21 protein-coding genes are annotated in these 20223 nt (G+C 73.0%); 7 read left to right on the top strand and 14 right to left on the bottom strand.

Annotation, left to right across the window (positions count from 1 at the left end):
- Positions 1 to 30: 30 nt before the first annotated feature.
- Together ACFY9E_RS33280 and ACFY9E_RS33275 are read right to left on the bottom strand one after the other, a co-directional pair.
- Complete coding sequence (locus tag ACFY9E_RS33280) at positions 31 to 504, bottom strand: GNAT family N-acetyltransferase (protein ID WP_390990451.1); 474 nt, start codon at positions 502 to 504, stop codon at positions 31 to 33.
- A gap of 3 nt (positions 505 to 507) precedes the next feature.
- Complete coding sequence (locus tag ACFY9E_RS33275; protein WP_031109054.1) at positions 508 to 1281, bottom strand: IclR family transcriptional regulator; 774 nt, start codon at positions 1279 to 1281, stop codon at positions 508 to 510.
- Positions 1282 to 1413: 132 nt separating this feature from the next.
- Between ACFY9E_RS33275 and ACFY9E_RS33270 the strand changes: the two genes are divergently transcribed.
- The 5 genes from ACFY9E_RS33270 (at position 1414) to ACFY9E_RS33250 (ending at position 6137) form a co-directional block, all read left to right on the top strand.
- Positions 1414 to 2943, top strand: coding sequence for an aldehyde dehydrogenase family protein (locus ACFY9E_RS33270; RefSeq protein WP_390990449.1), 1530 nt, complete (start codon positions 1414 to 1416; stop codon positions 2941 to 2943).
- Positions 2944 to 3042: 99 nt separating this feature from the next.
- The gene (locus tag ACFY9E_RS33265; RefSeq protein WP_390990446.1) at positions 3043 to 3651 is read left to right on the top strand and encodes a DUF1349 domain-containing protein; all 609 of its coding nucleotides are present in this window, start codon (positions 3043 to 3045) and stop codon (positions 3649 to 3651) included.
- A gap of 46 nt (positions 3652 to 3697) precedes the next feature.
- Positions 3698 to 4192, top strand: a complete 495-nt coding sequence (locus ACFY9E_RS33260) for a GNAT family N-acetyltransferase (protein WP_390990443.1) — start codon at positions 3698 to 3700, stop codon at positions 4190 to 4192.
- A gap of 73 nt (positions 4193 to 4265) precedes the next feature.
- Complete coding sequence (locus ACFY9E_RS33255; RefSeq protein WP_390990440.1) at positions 4266 to 4988, top strand: DsbA family protein; 723 nt, start codon at positions 4266 to 4268, stop codon at positions 4986 to 4988.
- 96 nt (positions 4989 to 5084) lie between these two features.
- On the top strand, positions 5085 to 6137 hold the full coding sequence (locus ACFY9E_RS33250) for an aminotransferase class V-fold PLP-dependent enzyme (protein ID WP_390990439.1): 1053 nt from the start codon (positions 5085 to 5087) through the stop codon (positions 6135 to 6137).
- Between the two features lie 85 nt (positions 6138 to 6222).
- Here ACFY9E_RS33250 and thpD read toward each other — a convergent pair whose 3' ends face one another.
- From thpD to ACFY9E_RS33220, 6 genes are all read right to left on the bottom strand, one after another.
- Positions 6223 to 7122 (bottom strand): ectoine hydroxylase, encoded by a 900-nt coding sequence (gene thpD, locus ACFY9E_RS33245; protein ID WP_390990904.1) that lies wholly within the window; start codon positions 7120 to 7122, stop codon positions 6223 to 6225.
- A gap of 16 nt (positions 7123 to 7138) precedes the next feature.
- Complete coding sequence (locus tag ACFY9E_RS33240) at positions 7139 to 7537, bottom strand: ectoine synthase (RefSeq protein WP_390990436.1); 399 nt, start codon at positions 7535 to 7537, stop codon at positions 7139 to 7141.
- Between the two features lie 44 nt (positions 7538 to 7581).
- Complete coding sequence (ectB, locus tag ACFY9E_RS33235) at positions 7582 to 8853, bottom strand: diaminobutyrate--2-oxoglutarate transaminase (protein WP_390990433.1); 1272 nt, start codon at positions 8851 to 8853, stop codon at positions 7582 to 7584.
- A 59-nt stretch (positions 8854 to 8912) separates the two neighbouring features.
- Entirely contained in the window at positions 8913 to 9419 is a 507-nt protein-coding gene (ectA, locus tag ACFY9E_RS33230) for a diaminobutyrate acetyltransferase (protein WP_390990430.1), read from the bottom strand.
- Between the two features lie 339 nt (positions 9420 to 9758).
- Positions 9759 to 10295 carry a DUF664 domain-containing protein gene (locus ACFY9E_RS33225; protein ID WP_390990428.1) on the bottom strand — a complete coding sequence of 179 codons (537 nt, stop codon included), beginning with the start codon at positions 10293 to 10295 and terminating at the stop codon, positions 9759 to 9761.
- A 72-nt stretch (positions 10296 to 10367) separates the two neighbouring features.
- Entirely contained in the window at positions 10368 to 11468 is a 1101-nt protein-coding gene (locus ACFY9E_RS33220) for an aminotransferase class V-fold PLP-dependent enzyme (RefSeq protein ID WP_390990425.1), read from the bottom strand.
- 134 nt (positions 11469 to 11602) lie between these two features.
- Between ACFY9E_RS33220 and ACFY9E_RS33215 the strand changes: the two genes are divergently transcribed.
- Entirely contained in the window at positions 11603 to 12694 is a 1092-nt protein-coding gene (locus tag ACFY9E_RS33215) for an amidohydrolase family protein (RefSeq protein ID WP_390990422.1), read from the top strand.
- Between the two features lie 156 nt (positions 12695 to 12850).
- Positions 12851 to 13753 (top strand): SCO1860 family LAETG-anchored protein, encoded by a 903-nt coding sequence (locus ACFY9E_RS33210; protein WP_390990419.1) that lies wholly within the window; start codon positions 12851 to 12853, stop codon positions 13751 to 13753.
- Between the two features lie 161 nt (positions 13754 to 13914).
- Here ACFY9E_RS33210 and cobC read toward each other — a convergent pair whose 3' ends face one another.
- Genes cobC through cobM form a run of 6 tightly spaced genes read right to left on the bottom strand, consistent with a single transcriptional unit; the run spans position 13915 to position 20214 of the window.
- Positions 13915 to 14970, bottom strand: coding sequence for an Rv2231c family pyridoxal phosphate-dependent protein CobC (gene cobC / locus ACFY9E_RS33205; protein WP_390990416.1), 1056 nt, complete (start codon positions 14968 to 14970; stop codon positions 13915 to 13917).
- Positions 14960 to 15892 (bottom strand): CbiX/SirB N-terminal domain-containing protein, encoded by a 933-nt coding sequence (locus ACFY9E_RS33200; protein ID WP_390990414.1) that lies wholly within the window; start codon positions 15890 to 15892, stop codon positions 14960 to 14962. Before ACFY9E_RS33200 ends, cobC begins: the two co-directional genes overlap by 11 nt.
- Positions 15889 to 16476, bottom strand: coding sequence for a precorrin-8X methylmutase (locus tag ACFY9E_RS33195; RefSeq protein ID WP_390990411.1), 588 nt, complete (start codon positions 16474 to 16476; stop codon positions 15889 to 15891). The genes ACFY9E_RS33200 and ACFY9E_RS33195 overlap by 4 nt, the downstream gene beginning before the upstream one ends.
- Positions 16473 to 18164, bottom strand: coding sequence for a precorrin-3B C(17)-methyltransferase (gene cobJ, locus ACFY9E_RS33190; protein ID WP_390990408.1), 1692 nt, complete (start codon positions 18162 to 18164; stop codon positions 16473 to 16475). Before cobJ ends, ACFY9E_RS33195 begins: the two co-directional genes overlap by 4 nt.
- Positions 18161 to 19399 carry a precorrin-6y C5,15-methyltransferase (decarboxylating) subunit CbiE gene (gene cbiE / locus ACFY9E_RS33185; protein ID WP_390990406.1) on the bottom strand — a complete coding sequence of 413 codons (1239 nt, stop codon included), beginning with the start codon at positions 19397 to 19399 and terminating at the stop codon, positions 18161 to 18163. The genes cobJ and cbiE overlap by 4 nt, the downstream gene beginning before the upstream one ends.
- Positions 19396 to 20214, bottom strand: a complete 819-nt coding sequence (cobM, locus tag ACFY9E_RS33180; RefSeq protein ID WP_390990403.1) for a precorrin-4 C(11)-methyltransferase — start codon at positions 20212 to 20214, stop codon at positions 19396 to 19398. Before cobM ends, cbiE begins: the two co-directional genes overlap by 4 nt.
- Positions 20215 to 20223 lie beyond the last annotated feature (9 nt).

Below are 20223 nucleotides of genomic sequence, written 5' to 3'. Positions count from 1 at the left end.
CCGCCGGGCGGGGGAGAGCCCCGGGGCCGCTCAGCCCTCCAGCATCAGCACCGTCTCGTCGATCTCGGCACCCCGGGCCGTGGCGTACCCCCGGGCCGCCGCCACCACCCGGAACCCGCACTTCTCCAGTACACGCAGCGACCCCGCGTTGTCCGACGCCGCCCGTGCGTACAGCGGGCGCTCGGGCACCTCGGCGAGCAGCGCCCGCAGGGCCTGTGTGGCGATGCCCTGGCCCCAGTACGCGCGGTCGATCCAGTACGTCACCTCGCGCTCGCCCGGCACCCCGTACACCGCCGCGCTGCCGACCACGTCACCGTCGGCCAGGACGGTGCGGGCGACGACGTCGGGAGAGGAGCGCTGCCGGGACCAGCGGGTGTCGAAGGCGGCCCGGTCGGCCGGATCCTCCGGGGTGAAGGCCGCCATGCTCAGGGACTCGGGGTCGTTCAACTGCCGGAAGAAGACCGGCAGATCGCTGTCGTGGACCTCGCGCAGCTCGACGTTCATGCCTCAGAGCCTACGGGTGGCCAGTGTCAGCCGGTCCCGCGCGTCGAAGAGCGCGTCCTTCACCAGCTGTTCGTGCGCCGGGGTCAGCCGCGCCACCGGCACCGAGCAGCTGATCGCGTCGCGCGCCGGTGTGCGGTAGGGGATGGCCACGCCGAAGCAGCGCAACCCCAGGGTGTTCTCCTCGCGGTCCACGGCGAAGCCCTGCTCCCGCACCTGGCGCAGCTCCTCGATGAGCTTCTCCCGGTCGGTGATCGTGTGCTCGGTCAGCGCGGGCAGCGTCTCCGGGAGCATCTTGCGGACCTGCTCGTCGGAGTAGGTGCTCAGCAGCGCCTTGCCGAGGGACGTGGAGTGCGCGGGCAGCCGGCGGCCGACCCGGGTGAAGGGGCGCAGGTAGTGCTGCGACTGGCGGGTGGCCAGGTAGACGACGTTGGTGCCGTCGAGGCGGGCGAGGTGGATCGTCTCGGTCGTGTCGTCCGAGAGCCGGTCCAGCGTCGGGCGGGCCGCCGCGACGACCTCGTCGCCGTCGATGTACGACGTGCCCACCAGCAGGGCCCGCACCCCGATGCCGTAGCGCGTGCCGGTCGCGTCCGTCTCCACCCAGCCCAGCTCGACCAGGGTGCGCAGCAGCATGTAGAGGCTGGACTTGGGGTACCCGACGGCCTCCTGGACCGCCGCGAGGGAGTGCATGCCGGGGCGCCCGGCGAAGTATTCGAGCAGTTCAACCGTTCGTACCGCGGACTTGACCTGCGCCCCGCCGCCCGTCTCGCCAGCCGACATCGCCCTTGACCCCTTCGTTGGACGCGAAATAGTCTCCACAGCATATTCATCATCAGAGACGGCGTTCAGTATATCGAACGCCCCTGGTGGATGACCCAGTACTGCGGCATTACATGTGTGGAGGGACCCGCGGTGGCAGCAGCACCAGTCTGGAGTGTCGACCCCCGAACCGGGAAGCAGCGTGAACAGGTTGCGGTGGAGGCCACAGCCCAGGAGGTGGACGCCGCCGTCCGCGCCGCGCACGAGGCGCGCGGCGCCCTCGCGGACCGCACGGTCCGCGCGGCCTTCCTGCGCAGCGCCGCCGAGGAGCTGGAGGCGGCCAAGGACGGTCTCGTCGAGACCGCCGACGCCGAGACCGCGCTCGGCCCGGTCCGGCTGACCGGCGAGCTCGCCCGCACCTGCTACCAGCTGCGCGCCTTCGCGGACATCGTCGACGAGGGCGCCTTCCTCGACGTCGTCATCAACCACCCCGACGACACCGCGACCCCGCCGATCCCGGACCTGCGCCGCTACAAGGTGGCGCTGGGCGTCGTCGCCGTCTACTCGGCGTCGAACTTCCCCTTCGCCTTCTCGGTCGCGGGCGGCGACACCGCGAGTGCCCTCGCGGCCGGCTGCCCGGTCGTCGTCAAGTCCCACCCGGACCACCCGGCCCTGTCCGAGTACGTCGCCAAGGTGCTGCGCCGCGCCGCCGCCCGGCACGACATCCCCGAGGGCGTCGTGGGCCTGGTCCACGGCTTCGAGGCGGGCGTCGAGCTGATCAAGCACCCGCTGGTCGCGGCGGCCGGCTTCACCGGTTCCGTGCGTGGCGGCCGGGCCCTCTTCGACGCGGCGGCCGCCCGCCCGGTCCCGATCCCCTTCCACGGCGAGCTGGGCTCCCTGAACCCGGTCGTCGTCACGGAGGCCGCGGCCGCCGAGCGGGCCGAGGCGATCGGCGCGGGCCTCGCCGGCTCGATGACGCTGGGCGTCGGCCAGTTCTGCGTGAAGCCGGGCCTCGTCCTCGCGCCGGCCGGTGCCGCCGGGGACGCCCTGCTGAAGTCCCTGACCGACGCCGTCAGCGACACCGACGCCGGGGTCCTGCTCGACCACCGGATGCGCGACAACTTCGTCGCGGGCGTCGCCGAGCGGGCCGAGCTGCCCGACGTCGAGTCCCCCGTCACCCCCGGCGCGGGCGGCGAGCACACCGTCAGCGCGGGCTTCCTCACGGTGCCGGCGAGCAGGCTGGCCGCCGAGGGTGAGCACGACCTGCTCCTGGAGGAGTGCTTCGGGCCGGTCACCGTGGTGGCCCGCTACGAGGACGAGACCGAGGTGAAGGCGGTGCTGTCGCGGCTGCCGGGCAACCTCACGGCGACGGTGCAGCTGTCCGAGGAGGAGGCGGCGGGGCAGGGCCGCGGCGCCGAGATCCTCGCGGAGCTGACGCCGCTGGCGGGGCGCGTGCTGGTGAACGGCTGGCCGACGGGTGTCGCCGTCGCGCCGGCCCAGCACCACGGTGGTCCGTACCCGGCCACGACGTCGACGTCCACGTCGGTCGGCGGGACGGCGATCGAGCGGTGGATGCGGCCGGTCGCGTACCAGAACGCGCCCGAGGCGTTGCTGCCGCCGGAGTTGCGGGACGACAACCCGCTGGGGCTGCCTCGGCGGTTCAACGGGCGTCTGGAGCGTTGATCGCCGTAGGGGTGCGGTGGGCTGTCGGCTTGCGGTCCGTTGTGGTTGATCGCGCAGTTCCCCGCGCCCCTGAGGGGCGGAGCTGAAAGACTCGGTCGAATGGATCTGACACTTCCCGAACTTCCCTTCGGCCTGCGTACGTACGGGCCCGACGGTCACTGGTCCTACGAGGACGGCGTGCTCACCGGATGGGCCGGGTCGCGGCAGGACCGGTTCGTTCCGCCCACCGATGAAGGGCTGGACCCCGCCTCCGACGCGCCCCGGCTGCTCGGGGCGCCCGAAGGCGACTTCCAGCTGATCGCCAAGGTCACCGTCGGGTTCGGCGCGGCCTTCGACGCCGGTGTGCTCTACGTCCACGTGGGGGAGCGGGCCTGGGCCAAGCTCTGCCTGGAGTACTCCCCGGACGTCCCCACCGTCTGCACGGTGGTGACCCGGGGGCACTCCGACGACGCCAACTCCTTCACGGTGGACGGCAGTTCCGTCTGGCTCCGGGTGAGCCGCACCGGCCGCGCCTTCGCCTTCCACGCCTCCCGCGACGGTGAACGCTGGGTCTTCGTCCGTCTCTTCACCCTCGCCGGCGAGAAGGAGACGGAAGCGGCCCTGGTCGGCTTCATGACCCAGTCCCCGATGGGCGAGGGCTGCGTGGTGACGTACGACCACATCGAGTTCAGGCCGTCCTGGCCCAAGGATCTGCGCGACGGCAGCTGAGGCCGGGCCGGGAACCGCCTCCCCGCGCGATCACGTCATCGGTTCCATGATCAGGGACCGAGTGACTCCAGGCCGTGTGATCCGTACCGTCCTGCCCGCCGAGGTGGCGGACGCCGTCGCACTGCACGCGCGGGCCCGGGCGACGTACTACCCCAGCGGGCTGCCGCAGGACGGCACCGACTGGACCGACGCCTGGCGCAGCGCTCTCGGGCGGCCGGACGGGCGGGTGCTGTGCGTCGTGGAGGCGGGGCGCATGATCGGGCTGGCTTCGTTCCGCAGGGCCGAGGATGCCCCGGCGGACACGGTGAAGCTGTTCCAGTTCCACGTCGACCCCGGCCACTGGCGTCGCGGCGTCGGCGCCGCGCTGCACGCGGCCTGCGTCGAGGAGTGGCGGGCCGACGGCCGTCGGGAGGCCGTTCTGGACGTGCACGTGGACAACCTGCGGGCCCAGGGCTTCTACCGGCGGCTGGGATGGGCCCCGGAGCCGGCCGGGCCGGGGGACCACCATCTGCGGATGCGGTTCGCCCTGTCCGGGGAATGAACCTCGCTGCTTGAACGTTCATGCACCTGGCGGAGGGAGTCTCCGCACCGTACGACCTGGAGAGAGCCGAGACATGCGCGTCGAGATCTGGAGCGACATCGCCTGCCCCTGGTGCTACGTGGGCAAGGCCCGCTTCGAGAAGGCGCTGCGGGACTTCCCGTACCGCGACGAGGTCGAGGTGGTGCACCGCTCCTTCGAGCTGGACCCGGGCCGCGCCAAGGACGACATCCAGCCCGTGATCACGATGCTCACCAAGAAGTACGGGATGAGCGCCGCGCAGGCGGAGGCCGGGGAGGACAACCTCGGGACCCAGGCCGCCGCCGAGGGGCTCGACTACCGCACCCGGGGCCGCGACCACGGCAGCACCTTCGACATGCACCGCCTGCTGCACTTCGCGAAGGAGCAGGGCCGCCAGGAGCAGCTCCTCGACCTGCTCTACCGGGCCAACTTCGCCGAGGAGCGCTCCGTCTTCAACGACGACGAGCGGCTGGTGGAGCTCGCCTCGGCCGCCGGGCTGGACGCCGAGGCCGTGCGCGCGGTGCTCGCCGACCCGGTCGCGTACGCCGACGAGGTGCGGGCCGACGAGCGCGAGGCCGCGCAGCTCGGTGCGAACGGCGTGCCGTTCTTCGTCCTCGACCGGAAGTACGGCGTCTCCGGTGCCCAGCCCGCCGAGGTGTTCGCCCGGGCCCTCACCCAGGCGTACGGCGAGCGCTCGCCCCTGAAGATCGTCGAGAGCGGCGACGCCGACGGCGCGGACGCCTGCGGGCCGGACGGCTGCGCCGTGCCCAAGCACTGAAAAGCCCAGCTCGGAGCGCATCCATAAGCGCTCCTTGGCCGCATCACGCAGAAATCGGCAATGGACGGGGAGATCCCGGGGACGCAGAGTGGTCCCATGGAGACCTTCGAGAACCTCGTCCGTGCCGAGTTCACCCCGAAGCACACCTACCTCAACACCGCGAGCAACGGGCTCCTGCCCGCCCGCACCGTCAGCGCCGTGCAGCAGGCGGTGCGGATGCGCGCCGAGGGCACGCCCCTGGGTCCCCTGTACGAGGACGTGGAGGCCGCCCGCGCGTCCTTCGCCCGGCTGGCCGGCGTGCCCGCCGAGCGGGTCGCGACCGGGGCCTCGGTCGCCGAGTACGGCGGGCTGATCGCCGCGTCCCTGCCCGCCGGCGCCGAAGTCCTCACGGCGGAGGGCGACTTCTCCTCGCTGGTGAACCCGTTCCACGCGCGCGGCGACCTCAAGGTGCGGGCCGTGCCGCTGGAGCGGGTCGCCGAGTCCGTCCGCCCCGGCACCGCGCTCGTCGCGGTCAGCGCCGCCCAGTCCGCCGACGGCCGCCTCGCCGACCTGCCGGCCGTGCGCGAGGCGGCCCGGGCGCACGGCGCCCGCACCTACGTCGACGCCTCCCAGTCGGCCGGCTGGCTGCCGATGGAGGCCGACGCCGACGACTTCCTCGCCGCCGTCGGCTTCAAGTGGCTGCTGGGCCCGCACGGCGCCTCGTTCTTCGTCGCGCCGCGGGACTTCGGCGGGCTCACGCCGCTGCTCGCCGGCTGGGTCGCCGGGGAACGCCCCTGGGACAGCTGCTACGGCCCGGTCGAGGAACTCGCCCACTCCGCGCGGCGGTTCGACGTCAGCCCCGCCCTGTTCACCTACGCCGGGCTGCGGGCCTCACTGGAACTGCTCGAAGAGATCGGCATCGACGTCGTGCACGCCCACGACGTCGGCCTCGCCGACCGCTTCCGCGCCGGACTCGCCGGGCTGGGACACGAGCCGGTGCCCGCGCCGGGCTCGGCCATCGTGTCGGTGCCGGGGCTCGGCCACCGGCAGGGCGAACTGAGCCGGGCGGGCATCGAGGTCTCCGACCGGGCCGGGAACCTGCGGGCCGCGTTCCACCTCTACAACACGCCCGCGGACGTGGACCGGCTGCTGGAGATCCTCGCGGCATGACACAACCGGGCGGGGCCTCCCGTCCCACACGAGGAGGCCCCACCCGGCAGCTCTGTCACACGGTCACTTCACCGCTGACCGGCGGTCACTTCACCGGCGTGAAGTCCCGCGCCCCGATGAACTCCGGTCGCCGCACCGGTGCCGCGAACGGTTCCACCGCCGTGTTCTCCACGCTGTTGAACACGATGAACACGTTGCTGCGCGGGAACGGCGTGATGTTGTCGCCGGATCCGTGCATGCAGTTGCAGTCGAACCAGGTCGCCGAACCGGCCTTGCCCGTGAACAACTTGATGCCGTGCTGCGAGGCCAGCTGGGTCAGCGCCTCGTCCGAGGGCGTGCCCGCGTCCTGCATCTGCAACGACTTCTTGTAGTTGTCCTTCGGCGTGGCCCCCGCGCACCCGAGGAACGTCTTGTGCGACCCCGGCATGATCATGAGCCCGCCGTTGGTGTCGTAGTTCTCGGTCAGCGCGATCGAGACCGACACCGTGCGCATCCGCGGCAGACCGTCCTCGGCGTGCCACGTCTCGAAGTCCGAGTGCCAGTAGAAGCCACTGGCGCCGAACCCCGGCTTGACGTTGATCCGCGACTGGTGGACGTACACGTCCGAGCCGAGGATCTGCCGCGCCCGTCCGACGACCCGCTCGTCGCGGACCAGCCGGGCGAACACCTCGCTGATCTTGTGCACCTCGAAGACCGAGCGGATCTCCTGGGACTGCGGCTCGACGATCGACCGCTCGTCCGCACGGATGTCCGGGTCGGTGACCAGCCGGTTCAGCTCGTCCCGGTACACGGCGACCTCGTCCGGGCCGATGAGCTCGTCGATGGCCAGGAAGCCGTCGCGCTCGAAGGACAGCAGGTCGGCCGGCGCGACCGGGCCCGGGGCGTCGGGGGCGCCCCAGACGACCGGGTCCTGACGCGGCGTGAGCACCTCGGTGGCGCCGCGACTGGGATAGAGGTCGGTGATACCGGTGGTGGTCTCGGTGATGGCGGTCATGGAAACGTCACACCTCCTCGGTGAGCAGCGGGTAGACGCCGTTCTCGTCGTGGTCCTCCCGTCCGGTCACGGGCGGGTTGAACACGCAGAGGCAGCGGAAGTCCTGCTTGACCCGCAGCGTGTGCCTCTCGTGCCCGTCCAGGAGGTACATGGTGCCGGGCGTGATGGTGTGCGTCTGCCCGGTCTCGTGGTCGGTCAGCTCGGCCTCGCCCTCCACGCAGACGACGGCCTCGATGTGGTTCGCGTACCACATCGACGTCTCCGTACCTGCGTACAGGACCGTCTCGTGCAGGGAGAAGCCGACCTTCTCCTTGGCGAGGACGATGCGCTTGCTCTCCCACGTGCCGGACGCCGCCTTCACGTGCCGGTCGGTACCTTCGATCTCCTTGAACGAACGGACAATCACGGTGCTGCGATGCCTCCTAGATGGGTGGTGCTCTCGGTTCTGTGTCAGGCGGTCTCTCGGACGGCGCGGGACAGCGTGCTCAGGCCCTCGTCCAGTTCCTCCGGCGTGATGGTGAGGGCCGGAAGCAGCTTCACGACCTCGCTCTCGGGGCCGGACGTCTCGATGAGCAGTCCGAGCTCGAAGGCGCGCTTGGCGACCTTGCCGGCGCGTGCCTTGTCGTGGAACTCCAGGCCCCACACCAGGCCGCGGCCCCGGTACTCCTTCACGTCGGCCAGGTTCTCCTCGGTGATGGAGATCAGCGCCTGCTCGACCTGCTCGCCGCGCTTGCGGGTCTGCTTCTCCATCGCGGAGCCGTCCGCCCAGTACGTCTCCAGGGTCGCGGTGGCCGTGACGAACGCGGGGTTGTTGCCGCGGAAGGTGCCGTTGTGCTCGCCGGGCTCCCAGACGTCGAGCTCGGGCTTGAACAGGCACAGCGACATGGGCAGGCCGTAGCCGCTGATCGACTTGGAGACGGTGACGATGTCCGGCGTGATGCCCGCCTCCTCGAAGGAGAAGAACGCGCCGGTACGGCCGCAGCCCATCTGGATGTCGTCGACGATCAGCAGCATGTCCTGCCGCTCGCACAGCTCGGACAGGGCGCGCAGCCACTCGGGCCGGGCCACGTTGATGCCGCCCTCGCCCTGCACGGTCTCGACGATCACGGCGGCGGGCTTGTTGAGACCCGAGCCCTGGTCCTCCAGGAGCCGCTCGAACCACAGGAAGTCCTCGACCGTGCCGTCGAAGTAGTTGTCGAACGGCATCGGGGTGCCGTGCACCAGCGGGATGCCGGCGCCGGCCCGCTTGAAGGCGTTGCCGGTCACGGCCAGCGAGCCCAGCGACATGCCGTGGAAGGCGTTGGTGAACGACACGATCGACTCGCGCCCCTTCACCTTCCGCGCCAGCTTCAGCGCGGCCTCCACGGCGTTGGTGCCGGTCGGGCCGGGGAACATGACCTTGTACGGCAGGTCACGCGGGCGCAGCAGCAGGTTCTGGAAGGCCTCCAGGAACGTGCGCTTGGCGGTGGTCGACATGTCGAGCCCGTGCGTGACGCCGTCCCGCTCCAGGTAGTCGATCAGCGCGCGTTTCAGGACCGGGTTGTTGTGCCCGTAGTTCAGTGACCCGGCTCCGGCGAAGAAGTCGAGGTACTCATGACCGTCCTCGTCGTACATGCGGCTGCCCACCGCACGGTCGAAGACGGTGGGCCAGCCGCGGCAGTAGCTGCGCACCTCGGACTCGACGGTCTCGAAGACGCTCAGGTCGGGCTGGGTGATGGTCACGACGAATCGCTCCTCGGTACGTGGGGGAAGTCTGCGGGAGTGGGGTGGGGCGGGAAGTCTCAGTGGGGCAGGGGGCCGATGCGGTACAGCACCTCTGCGTCGTGCGGCCCGTCGGGGAACAGGCCCGTGTCGAACAGCACCTCGCGCTCCAGCCGCGCGCCGTGACGCTCGGCGAACGACGTGAACAGGCGCTCAGAGGCGGTGTTGCCCGGAGTGATGGTGGTCTCCACCGTCGTCACCTCTCGCTCGGTCACGGTCCGCGCGACCAGACCGTCGAGCAGGGCGGCGGCCAGTCCGCGCCCGCGGTGGGCCTCGTCGACCGCCACCTGCCAGACCAGCAGGGTGCGCGGGCTGTCCGGCCGCACGTACCCGGTGATGAAACCCATCGGCTCGCCGTGCTCGTCACGGGCCACAGCCGATGTGGCGGCGAAGTCGCGGCACCACAGCAGATAGCTGTAGGACGAGTTCACGTCGAGAACCTTCGAGTCCTTCGCCATCCGCCAGAGTGCGGCTCCGTCAGCCACCGTGGGGCGGTCGATTTGCGGATCTGCTTGTACGGCAGTCATGCGAAATGAACTTACCCAGCGAAATTCAAAATTGCATCGCCGATCGGGGTTACATATGGGCTTCGTCTGTGTTATCACGCGAGCGCGAGAGATCACGCGAAGAGGTGGCGGAACGCCCTGTATTGTCCGGTAATTACCGGGCAAAGTGGTCACGGTGTGTAACGCGTCACAGCCATGTAACCCCCACGAGACCTGCCGGAATTTCCCCGCCGAGTGTCCTCAAAATCTGCGCGTTTAGGACCGGGAAAAGCGGGCAGAAGAATACGGGAAGCTATTCTTGAAAGAATTCTTAATTGTGTGCCAGCTTACATGTGGGATGTATTGGAAAGCACGGGGAATTCAGGCCCCGGTCACTCCGTCGATACGTTCCCGCAGGAGATCGGCGTGACCGTTGTGCCGCGCGTACTCCTCGATCATGTGAATGAGGACCCAGCGCAGACTGACCTCCATGCCGGGCACCGGCCCCTCGGCGACCCGCCCGATGTGGTCCAGCGGCAGCCCGGCGCACAGCTCCCGCCCCCGCGCGATCTCCCGCCGCCAGATCCCGAGCGCCTCGTCGAGCCCCCGCGCCGGATCCAGTGCGTAGCCGGTCGCGTCCTCGAACACGGGCGGTACGGCCAGCCCGCCGGCCACCCGCTGGAACCAGTTCCGCTCGACCTCGGCGAGGTGCTGCACCAGCCCGAGCAGCGTCAGCGACGACGGCTCGGCCGCCGCGACCCGCACCTGAGTGTCGTCCAGCCCGGCACACTTCAGCGCCAGCGTGGCCCGGTGGAAGTCCAGCCAGCTCTCGAGCATGGCCCGCTCGTCACCGGTGAGGTGGGGGACGGGGCGGCCGTCGGGAAGGGTCGGGGCGTCAGCGGGTGTGTCGGCGCTCATACGGGGAGCATGACACGGGGCACCGACAACGGTGCCCCGGTGCCTCGATGCCCGATGCCTTCCGGCCGGGGACTACCGCCACGCCTCCTCGGCGGCCCGCAGCGCGCCCTCCACGTCGACCGGCAGCCCCTGCTCGGAGAGCGCCGTCCCCAAGGCCACCAGACTCGCGCGCACGGCCCCGGGCGTCGCATCCGCGCCGTAGTGGTTGACCCGGATCATCTCCTTGGCCAGCGTGCCTCCGCCCGCGGCCAGCGGCACCGCCGGATCCGCCGCCAGCGCCCGCCGGACCAGCTCCGACGCCACCAGCCCGGACGGCGCCCGCAGCGTCGTGGCGACGGGCGCCGCGTCCCTGGCCTCGTACACGTACGGCTCCAGTCCGCCACCGAGCGCGACCGCCCCGGCCCGCGTCGCCGCCGCGGCGGAGGCGTGCCGGGCCATCACGGCCTCCAGCCCCGCCGTCTCGATCCGTTCCACACACGCCTCCAGCGCCAGCATCTCCAGCTGCGCGGGCGCGTGCAGCAGCGCCGTGCGACCGCCGTCGATCCACCGCTCCTTCCAGTCGAGCAGCGACAGGTACGACCGGCGGGGCGCCTTCGGGTTCGCCGCCATGCGGGCCCAGGCCCGCTCGCTGACCGACACCGCCGACACCCCGGCCGGGCCGCCCATCGCCTTCTGCGCGCCGATCACGCACAGGTCCACGCCCCAGGCGTCCGGCAGCACCGGTTCGGCCCCGATCGACGCCACGGCGTCCAGGTAGAACAGCGCCCCGTGCGCCCGCACGACCTCGCCGATCTCCGCGACCGGGTTGGTGTTGCCGGTCGCCGCCTCCGCGTGCACCAGGGACACGAAGTCGATGGCCGGGTGCTCGGCGAAGGCCTGCCGGATCTCCTCGGCCGTCACGGCCGTGTGGAAGGGCACCGCCAGGTCGATCACCGTGGCGCCGCAGTCCCGCAGCCAGTCGCCGAAGGTCTGCCCGTACGGCCCCGTGATGACGTTGAGCGCCGTCGTGCCCGGACCGGCCGCGGCACGGATCGCGCCCTCCAGCGGCAGCAGCGCCTCGCCCTGCATGATCACGACGTCCTGCTCGGTGTCCATCAGCCGCGCCACACGGTCCTCGATGGCGGCGAAGCGGTCCGCGCCGAGCGGGGCCAGGTCCAGAAACGGATGCGTCACGGCAATGCTCTCTTCACTCACAGCAGGTTCGATCGCATCGAGGGTAACCGGCGGCCCTCACCCCCTCGCGTGGCGAGTCCCGCGGACACCGGCCCCCTTCGAGGCCCGGCGGCCGGCTCACTAAGGTGCGGTGCATGAGCGATCGCACGGTGCTGCACGTGAAGGGACGGGTGCTCGTCGGGCCCGAGGACGTCCGGGACGAACTGTGGGTGGTCGACGGCCGCGTCTCCTACGACCGTCCCGCCGGCGCCCGCGACGTCCGCACCGTCGTCGGCTGGGCCCTGCCCGGCCTCGTCGACGCGCACTGCCACGTGGGACTCGACCGGCACGGCCCCGTCCCCGCGGACGTCGCCGAGAAGCAGGCCCTGACCGACCGGGACGCGGGCACGCTGCTCATCCGCGACGCCGGCTCGCCCTCCGACACCCGCTGGATCGACGACCGCGAGGACCTGCCGAAGATCATCCGTGCCGGGCGGCACATCGCCCGCACCCGCCGCTACATCCGCAACTACGCCTGGGAGATCGAGCCGGAGGACCTGGTCGCCTACGTCGCCCAGGAGGCCCGGCGCGGCGACGGCTGGGTCAAGCTGGTCGGCGACTGGATCGACCGCGACCTCGGCGACCTGTCGGCGTGCTGGCCCCGCGACGCCGTCGAGGCGGCGATCTCCGAGGCCCACCGCCTGGGAGCCCGCGTGACCGCGCACTGCTTCGCGGAGGACTCCCTGCGGGACCTCGTCGAGGCGGGCATCGACTGCATCGAACACGCGACGGGGCTGACCGAGGACCTCATCCCGCTGTTCGCCGAGCGGGGCGTGGCCATCGTGCCGACCCTGGTCAACATCGCCACCTTCCCGCGGCTCGCCGAGGGCGGCGAGGCCCGGTTCCCGCGCTGGTCGGCCCATATGCGCCGGCTCCACGAACGCCGCTACGACACCGTCCGGGGCGCCTACGACGCCGGGATCCCGGTCTTCGTCGGCACCGACGCCGGCGGCGGCCTCGCCCACGGCCTGGCCGCCGCCGAGGTCGCCGAACTGGTCACCGCCGGCATCCCGCCCGTCGAGGCCCTCGCCGCGGGCACCTGGACGGCCCGCACCTGGCTCGGCCGCCCCGGCCTGGACGAGGGCGCCCCCGCCGACCTCGTCGTCTACGACGAGGACCCGCGCGCGGACGTACGGGTCCTGGCGTCGCCGCGCCGGGTCGTGCTGAACGGGCGCGTGGTCGGGTAGCCGCGAGGGTGACGGCGGGGAACGTCTGTGCCGGGGGATTCGAATGGATCCACGGTCTCGCCACGTTGGAGTGAAGAGCCGTCGGTTCGCTGACGCCGTACGCGCGGTGCGGCGATTCTTTCCGGGTCCCGAGCCTGTCTCTCCTGGAGTCCCGCCGTGAACAGCTCTTCCTTCCGCATGCCCGCACGCCGTCTGGCGACCGTCGCGGCCCTCGCCGCCGGGCCCGTGGCACTGACCGGCGTGAGCCCGGCGCACGCCACCGGCGACCACGGCCGCGCGAGCGCCGTCGTGCTGCGCACCGGCCTGGACGTGTCCCTGCTGAACAAGTCGGTGAACGTCCCCCTCGCCGTCTCCCTCAACGACGTACAGGCCCCGCGCAGCGCCGAGAAGGCCACCCTGACGGCCACCCTCGACGCGGTGGACGGAGGCAGGCCCTTCAGCGTGCTGCGCGCGGAGGCGGCCGAGGCCGGAGCCACGGCGACCGCCACGAAGGCCGAGGGGACCACCACCCTGGCCCACGCCCGGCTCCACGTCCCCGGCCTGCCCCTGCTGTCGCTGATCGAGGTCGAGCAGGTCACCTCCAGGGCCACCTGCGAGGTGGGGAAGAAGCCCGTCGCCACCACCTCCCTGCCCGGCTCGGTGACCGTGCTCGGCAAGCGCGTGACCCTCACCGCCGGCGGTCCGACGGACGTCGAGGTGCCGGGCGTCGGCGACGTGCGCCTGGACCTCTCCAGCACCCGGACCACCGGCCGTACGGCCGCGGCCACCGCCCTCGAACTCAAGGTGTCCGTCAACCCGTCGAAGCTGAACGTCGCCGAGGTCGACGGCACCGTCACCCTGGCGGAGGCCACCTGCAGAACTCCCCGGCCCGAGGTCGCGGCACAGCCCCCGGCCGAGCCATCCGCCCCGCCCGCCGACGTCGAGCCGCAGGGAGAGCCCGCCGGGACGGACCTGGCCGAGACGGGCGGCAGCTCGGCCACGCCGTACCTCGTGGGCGCCGCGGTCGCCCTGCTCGCGGCGGGCGGGGGAGCGGTCATCCTGGCCCGCCGCCGGGGCTGATCCGACGCGGCCGGGGCCGACGGCGGGAGTTCGAGGGGGCAGTCCATCAGATGCGGCGGGGCTTCGCCGGTGCCTACGATCTCACGTGCTGCGGGGTGTGCTCCCGTGCCGCGGGTGCCCGGGTCTCGCCTACTCCGATGCCGTGGAGACCCGGGGCGGCCTCAGTGCTCCAGCGCCTGCTCCAGCGCCCGCAGGAACCCGTCGGTCGTGGCGCGGTCCCGCACCGCCAGCCGCAGCCACTCCTCGTCCAGGCCGGGGAACGTGTCCCCGCGGCGCACGGCGTAGCCGAGCTCGCGCAGGCGCCGCCGTACCGCGGACGCCCGCTCCAGGCGGATCAGGACGAACGGGCCCTGCGCCGGCCCGGCCACCCGCAGCCCGGCCGGGGCGAAGCGGGCGAGACCGGCCAGCAGATGCGCGCGGTCCGCGGCGATGCGATGGGCCGCGTGGGCCGCCTCCGCCACCGCCCGTGGCCCCACGCACGCCTCGGCCGCGGCCAGCGCCGGCGTCGACACCGGCCACAGCGGCTGCGCACGCTCCAGGTCCTCGACGGTCTCCGGCGCCGCCAGCACGTACCCGATCCGCAGCCCGGCCAGCCCCCATGTCTTGGTCAGACTGCGCAGCACCACGAGGCCGGGCACGTCGACGCGGCCGGCCAGGGCCTCGCGCTCGCCCGGCACCGCGTCCATGAACGCCTCGTCCACCACCAGCACCCGCCCGGGCCGGGCGAGTCCGGCGATCGTGTCCGCCGGGTGCAGCACCGACGTCGGGTTCGTCGGGTTGCCGATCACCACCAGGTCCGCGTCCTCGGGGACGGCCGCCGGGTCCAGCCGGAAACCGTCCTCCTCCCGCAGCAGCACCCGGCCGACCGTGTGCCCCGCGTCCCGCAGCGCCGCCTCGGGCTCCGTGAACTGGGGGTGGACGACGACCGGCCGGCGCACCTTCAGCGCCCGCGCCAGCAGCACGAACGCCTCCGCCGCTCCCGCCGTCAGCAGCACCCGCTCCACGGGCAGCCCGTGCCGGGACGCCACCGCCGCCCGCGCGGCACGCCCGTCCGGGTAGGCGGCCAGGCCGCCGAGCGACGCGGCGATGTGCTCCCGCAGCCACTCCGGCGGCGTGTCCGCGCGGACGTTCACGGCGAGGTCGACGAGCGAGCCGCCGTCGTCCCGGACCTCCGCGTCGCCGTGGTGGCGCAGATCGTGCCCGCTGTCAGTGCGCATGCGAGTGAGCGCCGTGGTGGTGGTGCCCGTGACCGTGCCCGTGGTGGTGGTCGTCGTCGTCCGGGTGGAAGTGCGGCTGCTGCGGCATGCCCACCTTGTCCTCGAAACCGGGCAGCGCGATGCGGTACACGCACGAGTCGCAGTTCATCCGCAGATCGCCCTTGACGGCCTCCTCGTACCGCTCCCACACCAGGTCCAGCAGCTCCGGCTCGGGCCCGATGACGTCGGCCGAGAGCACCTCGACCTCCGGGTGCGCGGCGGCCCAGCCCTCCGTCTGGTGCCGCACCCGGTCCGGCAGGATTCCCGTGAACAGGAAGTAGGGCAGGACCACGATCCGGCGGGCGCCCAGCCGCACGCAGCGGTCGAGCCCGCTCGGCACGTCCGGCGCCGCCAGCGACACGAACGCCGTCTCGACACCGGCGTACCCGCGCCCCTCCCACAGCAGCCGGGCCGCCTTGTGCACCTCGGCGTTGGCGTCCGGGTCCGTGGAGCCGCGCCCGACCAGCAGCACCGTCACGTCGGCCCGGTCCCCGGGCGTGCGGCCCGCCGACCCCAGGGCCTCGTCCAGCCGCCGCTCCAGCACGTTCAGCAGCGCCGGATGCGGGCCGAGCGGACGGCCGTAGGTGTAGGAGATGCCGGGGTGCCGCTCCTTCTCGCGGGCCAGGGCCGCCGGGATGTCGCCCTTGGCGTGCCCGGCGGACACCAGCATCAGCGGGACGGCGGCGAACCGGCGCACGCCCTGCTCCACCAGCTCGGTGACGGCCTCGCCCAGCGGCGGCGGGGACAGTTCGATGAAGCCGCCCGCGACGGGCAGTTCGGGGTGCCGTGCCCCCAGCCGCCGTACGAAGTCGCGGAACGCCTCCGCTCCGGCGTCGTCCCGGGTGCCGTGGCCGGCGATGAGCAGGGCGGGCGGGGTGGTCACAGTTTCTCCTCGGCGGAAGTGGGGTGGTACAGCAGGGCGTTGAGCGCGGCGGCGGCGACCGCCGACCCGCCCTTCTCGGACACGTTGCTCACGGCGGGCAGTCCGCTCTCGCGCAGCGCGGCCTTCGATTCGACGGCTCCGACGAAACCGACGGGCAGACCGATGACGAGGGCGGGGTCGGCGTCGAGCGTCAGCAGTTCCTCCAGCGCGGTCGGCGCGTTGCCGATCACCCAGAGGGCGCCGGGGCCGACCTGCTCGTGGGCGAGCCGGATCGCGTGCGCGGACCGGGTCAGCCCCGGACCGGCCTCGGCGTCCTTCAGACGGCAGACGGTCTCCCGCCGGGTGATCCCGGCGCCGACCATCTCCACGTCCACGACCACGGGCGCCCCGGCGTGCAGCGCCGCGTGCGCCTTCTCCAGGGCGGCCTCGTCCATGACGAGGTCGGTGGCGTAGTCGAGGTCGGCGGCGGAGTGGATGACCCGCTCCACGACCGCCCGGGTCAGCGGCGGGAAGTGCGAGGTGTCCAGCCGGGCGCGCAGACGCCGGTAGGACTCCACCTCGATCGGATGAACGACGCGGTTCACTCGGCACCCTCCTGCGCCGACTGCCAGCGGTAGCCGCGCGGGGTCACCATGCGCCCCGCGATGTCCCTGGTCGCCGTGTTGCCCACGGTCACGACCGTCATCATGTCGACCGTCGCCGGGTCGAGAGCCCCCAGCGTCGTGAGCCGGCTGGACTCGTCCGGCCGCGAGGCGTTGCGTACGACACCGACCGGTGTGGTCGGCGTCCGGTGCTCGGCGAGGATGCCCAGCGCCTTGGGGAGCTGCCAGTCGCGGCCGCGCGACCGCGGGTTGTAGAAGGTGACCACGAGGTCGGCCTCGGCCGCCGCGCGCACCCGCCGCTCGATGACCTCCCACGGTGTGTGCAGGTCGGACAGGCTGATCGACACGTGGTCGTGGCCCAGCGGGGCGCCCAGGATCGCGCCGGCCGCGAGCGCCGCGGTCACGCCGGGCACGCCGACCACGTCGATGTCGTCGGAGGCCTCGGCCAGCGCGGGGGAGGCCATGGCGTAGACGCCCGCGTCCCCGCTGCCGATCAGCGCGACGGCCTGCCCCTTGCGGGCCTCCTCGACCGCCGTGCGCGCCCGCTCCTCCTCGGCCCCGAGTCCCGACTCCAGGATCAGGGTGCCGGGCCGCAGCAGGTCACGGATCTGGTCGACGTACTGGTCGAGCCCCACGAGCACGCGGGCGCGCCGGAGTTCGGCCTTCGCGCGCGGTGTCAGCAGGTCCCGGGCGCCCGGCCCGAGCCCGACCACCGCGAGCCGCCCGCGCCCAGGCCGCCGTACGACGGCACAGGTCGCCATCGCCGGGCTCGCCGCAGACTTCCGCTTGGGGACGAGCAGTTCGCCCCCGCCGACGAGCGCGGCGGCCTCCGCCACGGACGGGGTCCCGACGGCCGCGAGCGGCGCGTCGGACGGGTTGGGCACGTCGACCCCGGCCAGCTCCTCGGCGGAGTACGTCACCAGGGGCACCCCGAGCCGCCGCGCGGCCTCGACGATGCCGGGCTCCGCGGCCTTGGCGTCGACGGTGGCCAGCTCGGCGACGGACGCCAGGGACAGCCCGGCCTCCCGCAGGGCGTCCCCGACCAGCCCGAGGACCTCCTCGACGGGGGCGCCCTTGGACGCCCCGACCCCCACGACCAGCGTCGGCGGCCGCAGCACCGCCTCCCGCCCGGCCGCCTCCACGAGCCGGTCGGTGAGCCGGATGGTGTACGGCCCCTCGTCCGTCACCGGCAGCGGCGGCAGCGGCCAGACCACCTCGGCCCGCAATGCCACCGCCTCGCCGTCCAGCAGGGCCCGCGACACCCCGGCGACATCGCCCTCGACCGGCAGGCCGAGGGTGTCCAGGCCCGGCAGGCCCACGGCGTCCGTGGCCGTCGTCACGACCGGCTCGGCGCCCAGCACCTCGCCCACCTCGCGGGCCAGTTCATTGGCCCCGCCCGCGTGCCCGCCCAGCAGGGACACGGCGAACCGCCCGCCCTCGTCGACGCACACCACGCCCGGGTCCTCGGTCTTGCCGGACAGCAGCGGTGCCACCAGCCGCACCACCGCCCCCGTCGCCAGGAAGCACACGAGCTGCTCGCACTGCGCGAACGCGGTCCGTACGGCGTCCTGGACGGGACCCTCGTACACACGCGTGCGGTCCGGCCACGCCGCGGCCAGCCGGTCCCGCGCAGCCGCTCCCGCCGCGGTGGCGGAAATGAGGCCGATCACTGAGCGACTCCTTCTTCGACAGCTGCCGGAGGCCGGACGCCCCACAGCAGGAAAACGGGGTTGGTCGCCGCGAGCCGGGTCACGTCCCCGGGCAGCGGCGCGAGCCGCGACGACTGCAACAGCACGCCGTCGCAGGTGAGACCGGCGCTCGTCAGGGCCTCGCGCGCGGCCGGTACCCGGTCGAGCGCCGCCATGGCGACGACCACCGTGCGCCGGGCACGCCGCGCACACGCGGCGACGACGGCGGGCAGTTCCCGCCCGCCACCTCCCACGAACACGGCGTCCGGAGCCTCGGCGAGATCCGCCAGCGCCTCGGGTGCCGCGCCCCGCACCACCCGCACGTCCACACCGTGCGCGGCGGCGTTGGCGCGGACCCGCTCCACTCCGTCCGCGGCCTTCTCCACGGCGGTGACGGCGGCGCCCAGCCGCGCGCACTCCACGGCCACGGACCCCGAGCCCGCGCCCACGTCCCACACCAGGTCACCCGGACGCGGCCCCAGCCGGGCCAGGGCCAGCGCCCGCACCTCGAACTTGGTGATCATCGAGTCCCGGTGGGCGAACTCCGCCTCCTCCAGGGCCCAGCCGGCGGGCCGCTCCCCGGGCCCCGCGACGGTCCGCACGGCCCCGAGGGCGCGCCTCTCGTCCAGGCACAGCACCACGTTCACCGCCGTGCCCCAGTCCCGGGCGGCGGCCTCGGCGGGCGTCACCCGCTCCACGCGCTCCGCGTCCGAGCCGAGCCCGGAGGCCACGATCAGCACCCGCGGCGCGTCCCGCAACGCGGCACCCAGCTCCGCAGGGCCCGCGCCCGGCCCGGTCAGCACAGCCGTCTTCGCCTGCGCCCGGCACACGTTGACGGCCGTTCGCAGCTCCCGCCCATGGGCGCTCACCACCACGGCGTCGTCCCAGGGCAGCCCGATCCGCGCGAACGCGGCGGCCACGGACGACACCCCGGGCCGCACCTCCAGCCGCTCCGGCCCGAACCGCTCGGCCAGCACCCGCACGATCCCGAAGAACCCCGGATCCCCGGACGCCAGCACGACGACCCGGCCGCCCACGCCGACCTGCCGTTCGACGGCGTCGAGCGCGGGCGCCAGCGGCCCGAGCACGATCCGCTCGGCCGTTTCCGGCAGCCGTACGGCGTCCAGGTGCCGCTGCCCGCCGACCACCAGCCGGGCCCCGGCCAGGACGTCCTCGCCCACCAGGGCCCCGGTGCCGGTCCCGACCACGGTGATCATGTACTGGCACCCCGTTCACGCAGGGCCCTGCGGGCCTCGGGGTCGGCCTTGCGGTAGCCGTGGAAGTGCCCCGGGTGGTACAGGTGCGAGCGCGTGCCGTGCGCGTCGAGCGCCGGGCCGACCAGGAACAGGGTGTGCTTCCAGAGCTTGTGCTCCTTGACCGTCTCCTCCAGCGTGCCGATCGTGCACTTCACGATCAGCTCCTCCGGCCAGGTCGCCTGGTACGCCACCACGACCGGGGTCGTCGTCGGGTAGCCGCCCTCCAGCAGCTCCCGCACCAGCTGGCCGCTGCGGGCGGCGGAGAGGAACACCGCCATGGTGGTGCCGTGCTTGGCGAACTCACGGACCTCCTCCCCGGGCGGCATGGGCGTCTTGCCGCCGCCGAGCCGGGTCAGCACGACCGACTGGGCGACCTCGGGGATGGTCAGCTCGCGCTGGGCGAGCGCCGCGACGGCCGAGAAGGAGGACACCCCGGGCACGATCTCGGTCGTGATGCCGATCTCGGCACAGCGGTCGACCTGCTCCTGCGTGCCGCCCCACAGGGCCGGGTCGCCGGAGTGGATGCGGGCGACCTTGAGGCCCTCGGCGCGGGCCCGCTGGTACACGGCGACGACGTCCTCCAGGGACATGGTCGCCGAGTCCAGGATCTCCGCGTCCTCGCGGGCGTGTTCCAGGACCTCCTCCTGGACCAGGCTGGCCGCCCAGATCACCACGTCGGCCTCGGCGATGGCGCGCGCGGCGCGGAACGTCAGCAGGTCGGCGGCGCCGGGGCCGGCGCCGACGAAGGTCACTTTGCCGGCGGGGGCGTCGGCCATGGGATGGGT

Origin of the sequence: Streptomyces sp. NPDC012466 (assembly GCF_042955215.1) — a bacterium.
Lineage (GTDB): Bacteria > Actinomycetota > Actinomycetes > Streptomycetales > Streptomycetaceae > Streptomyces.
Note: the sequence above shows the minus strand (reverse complement) of the source record. Positions and strands in the feature narration are given on the sequence as shown.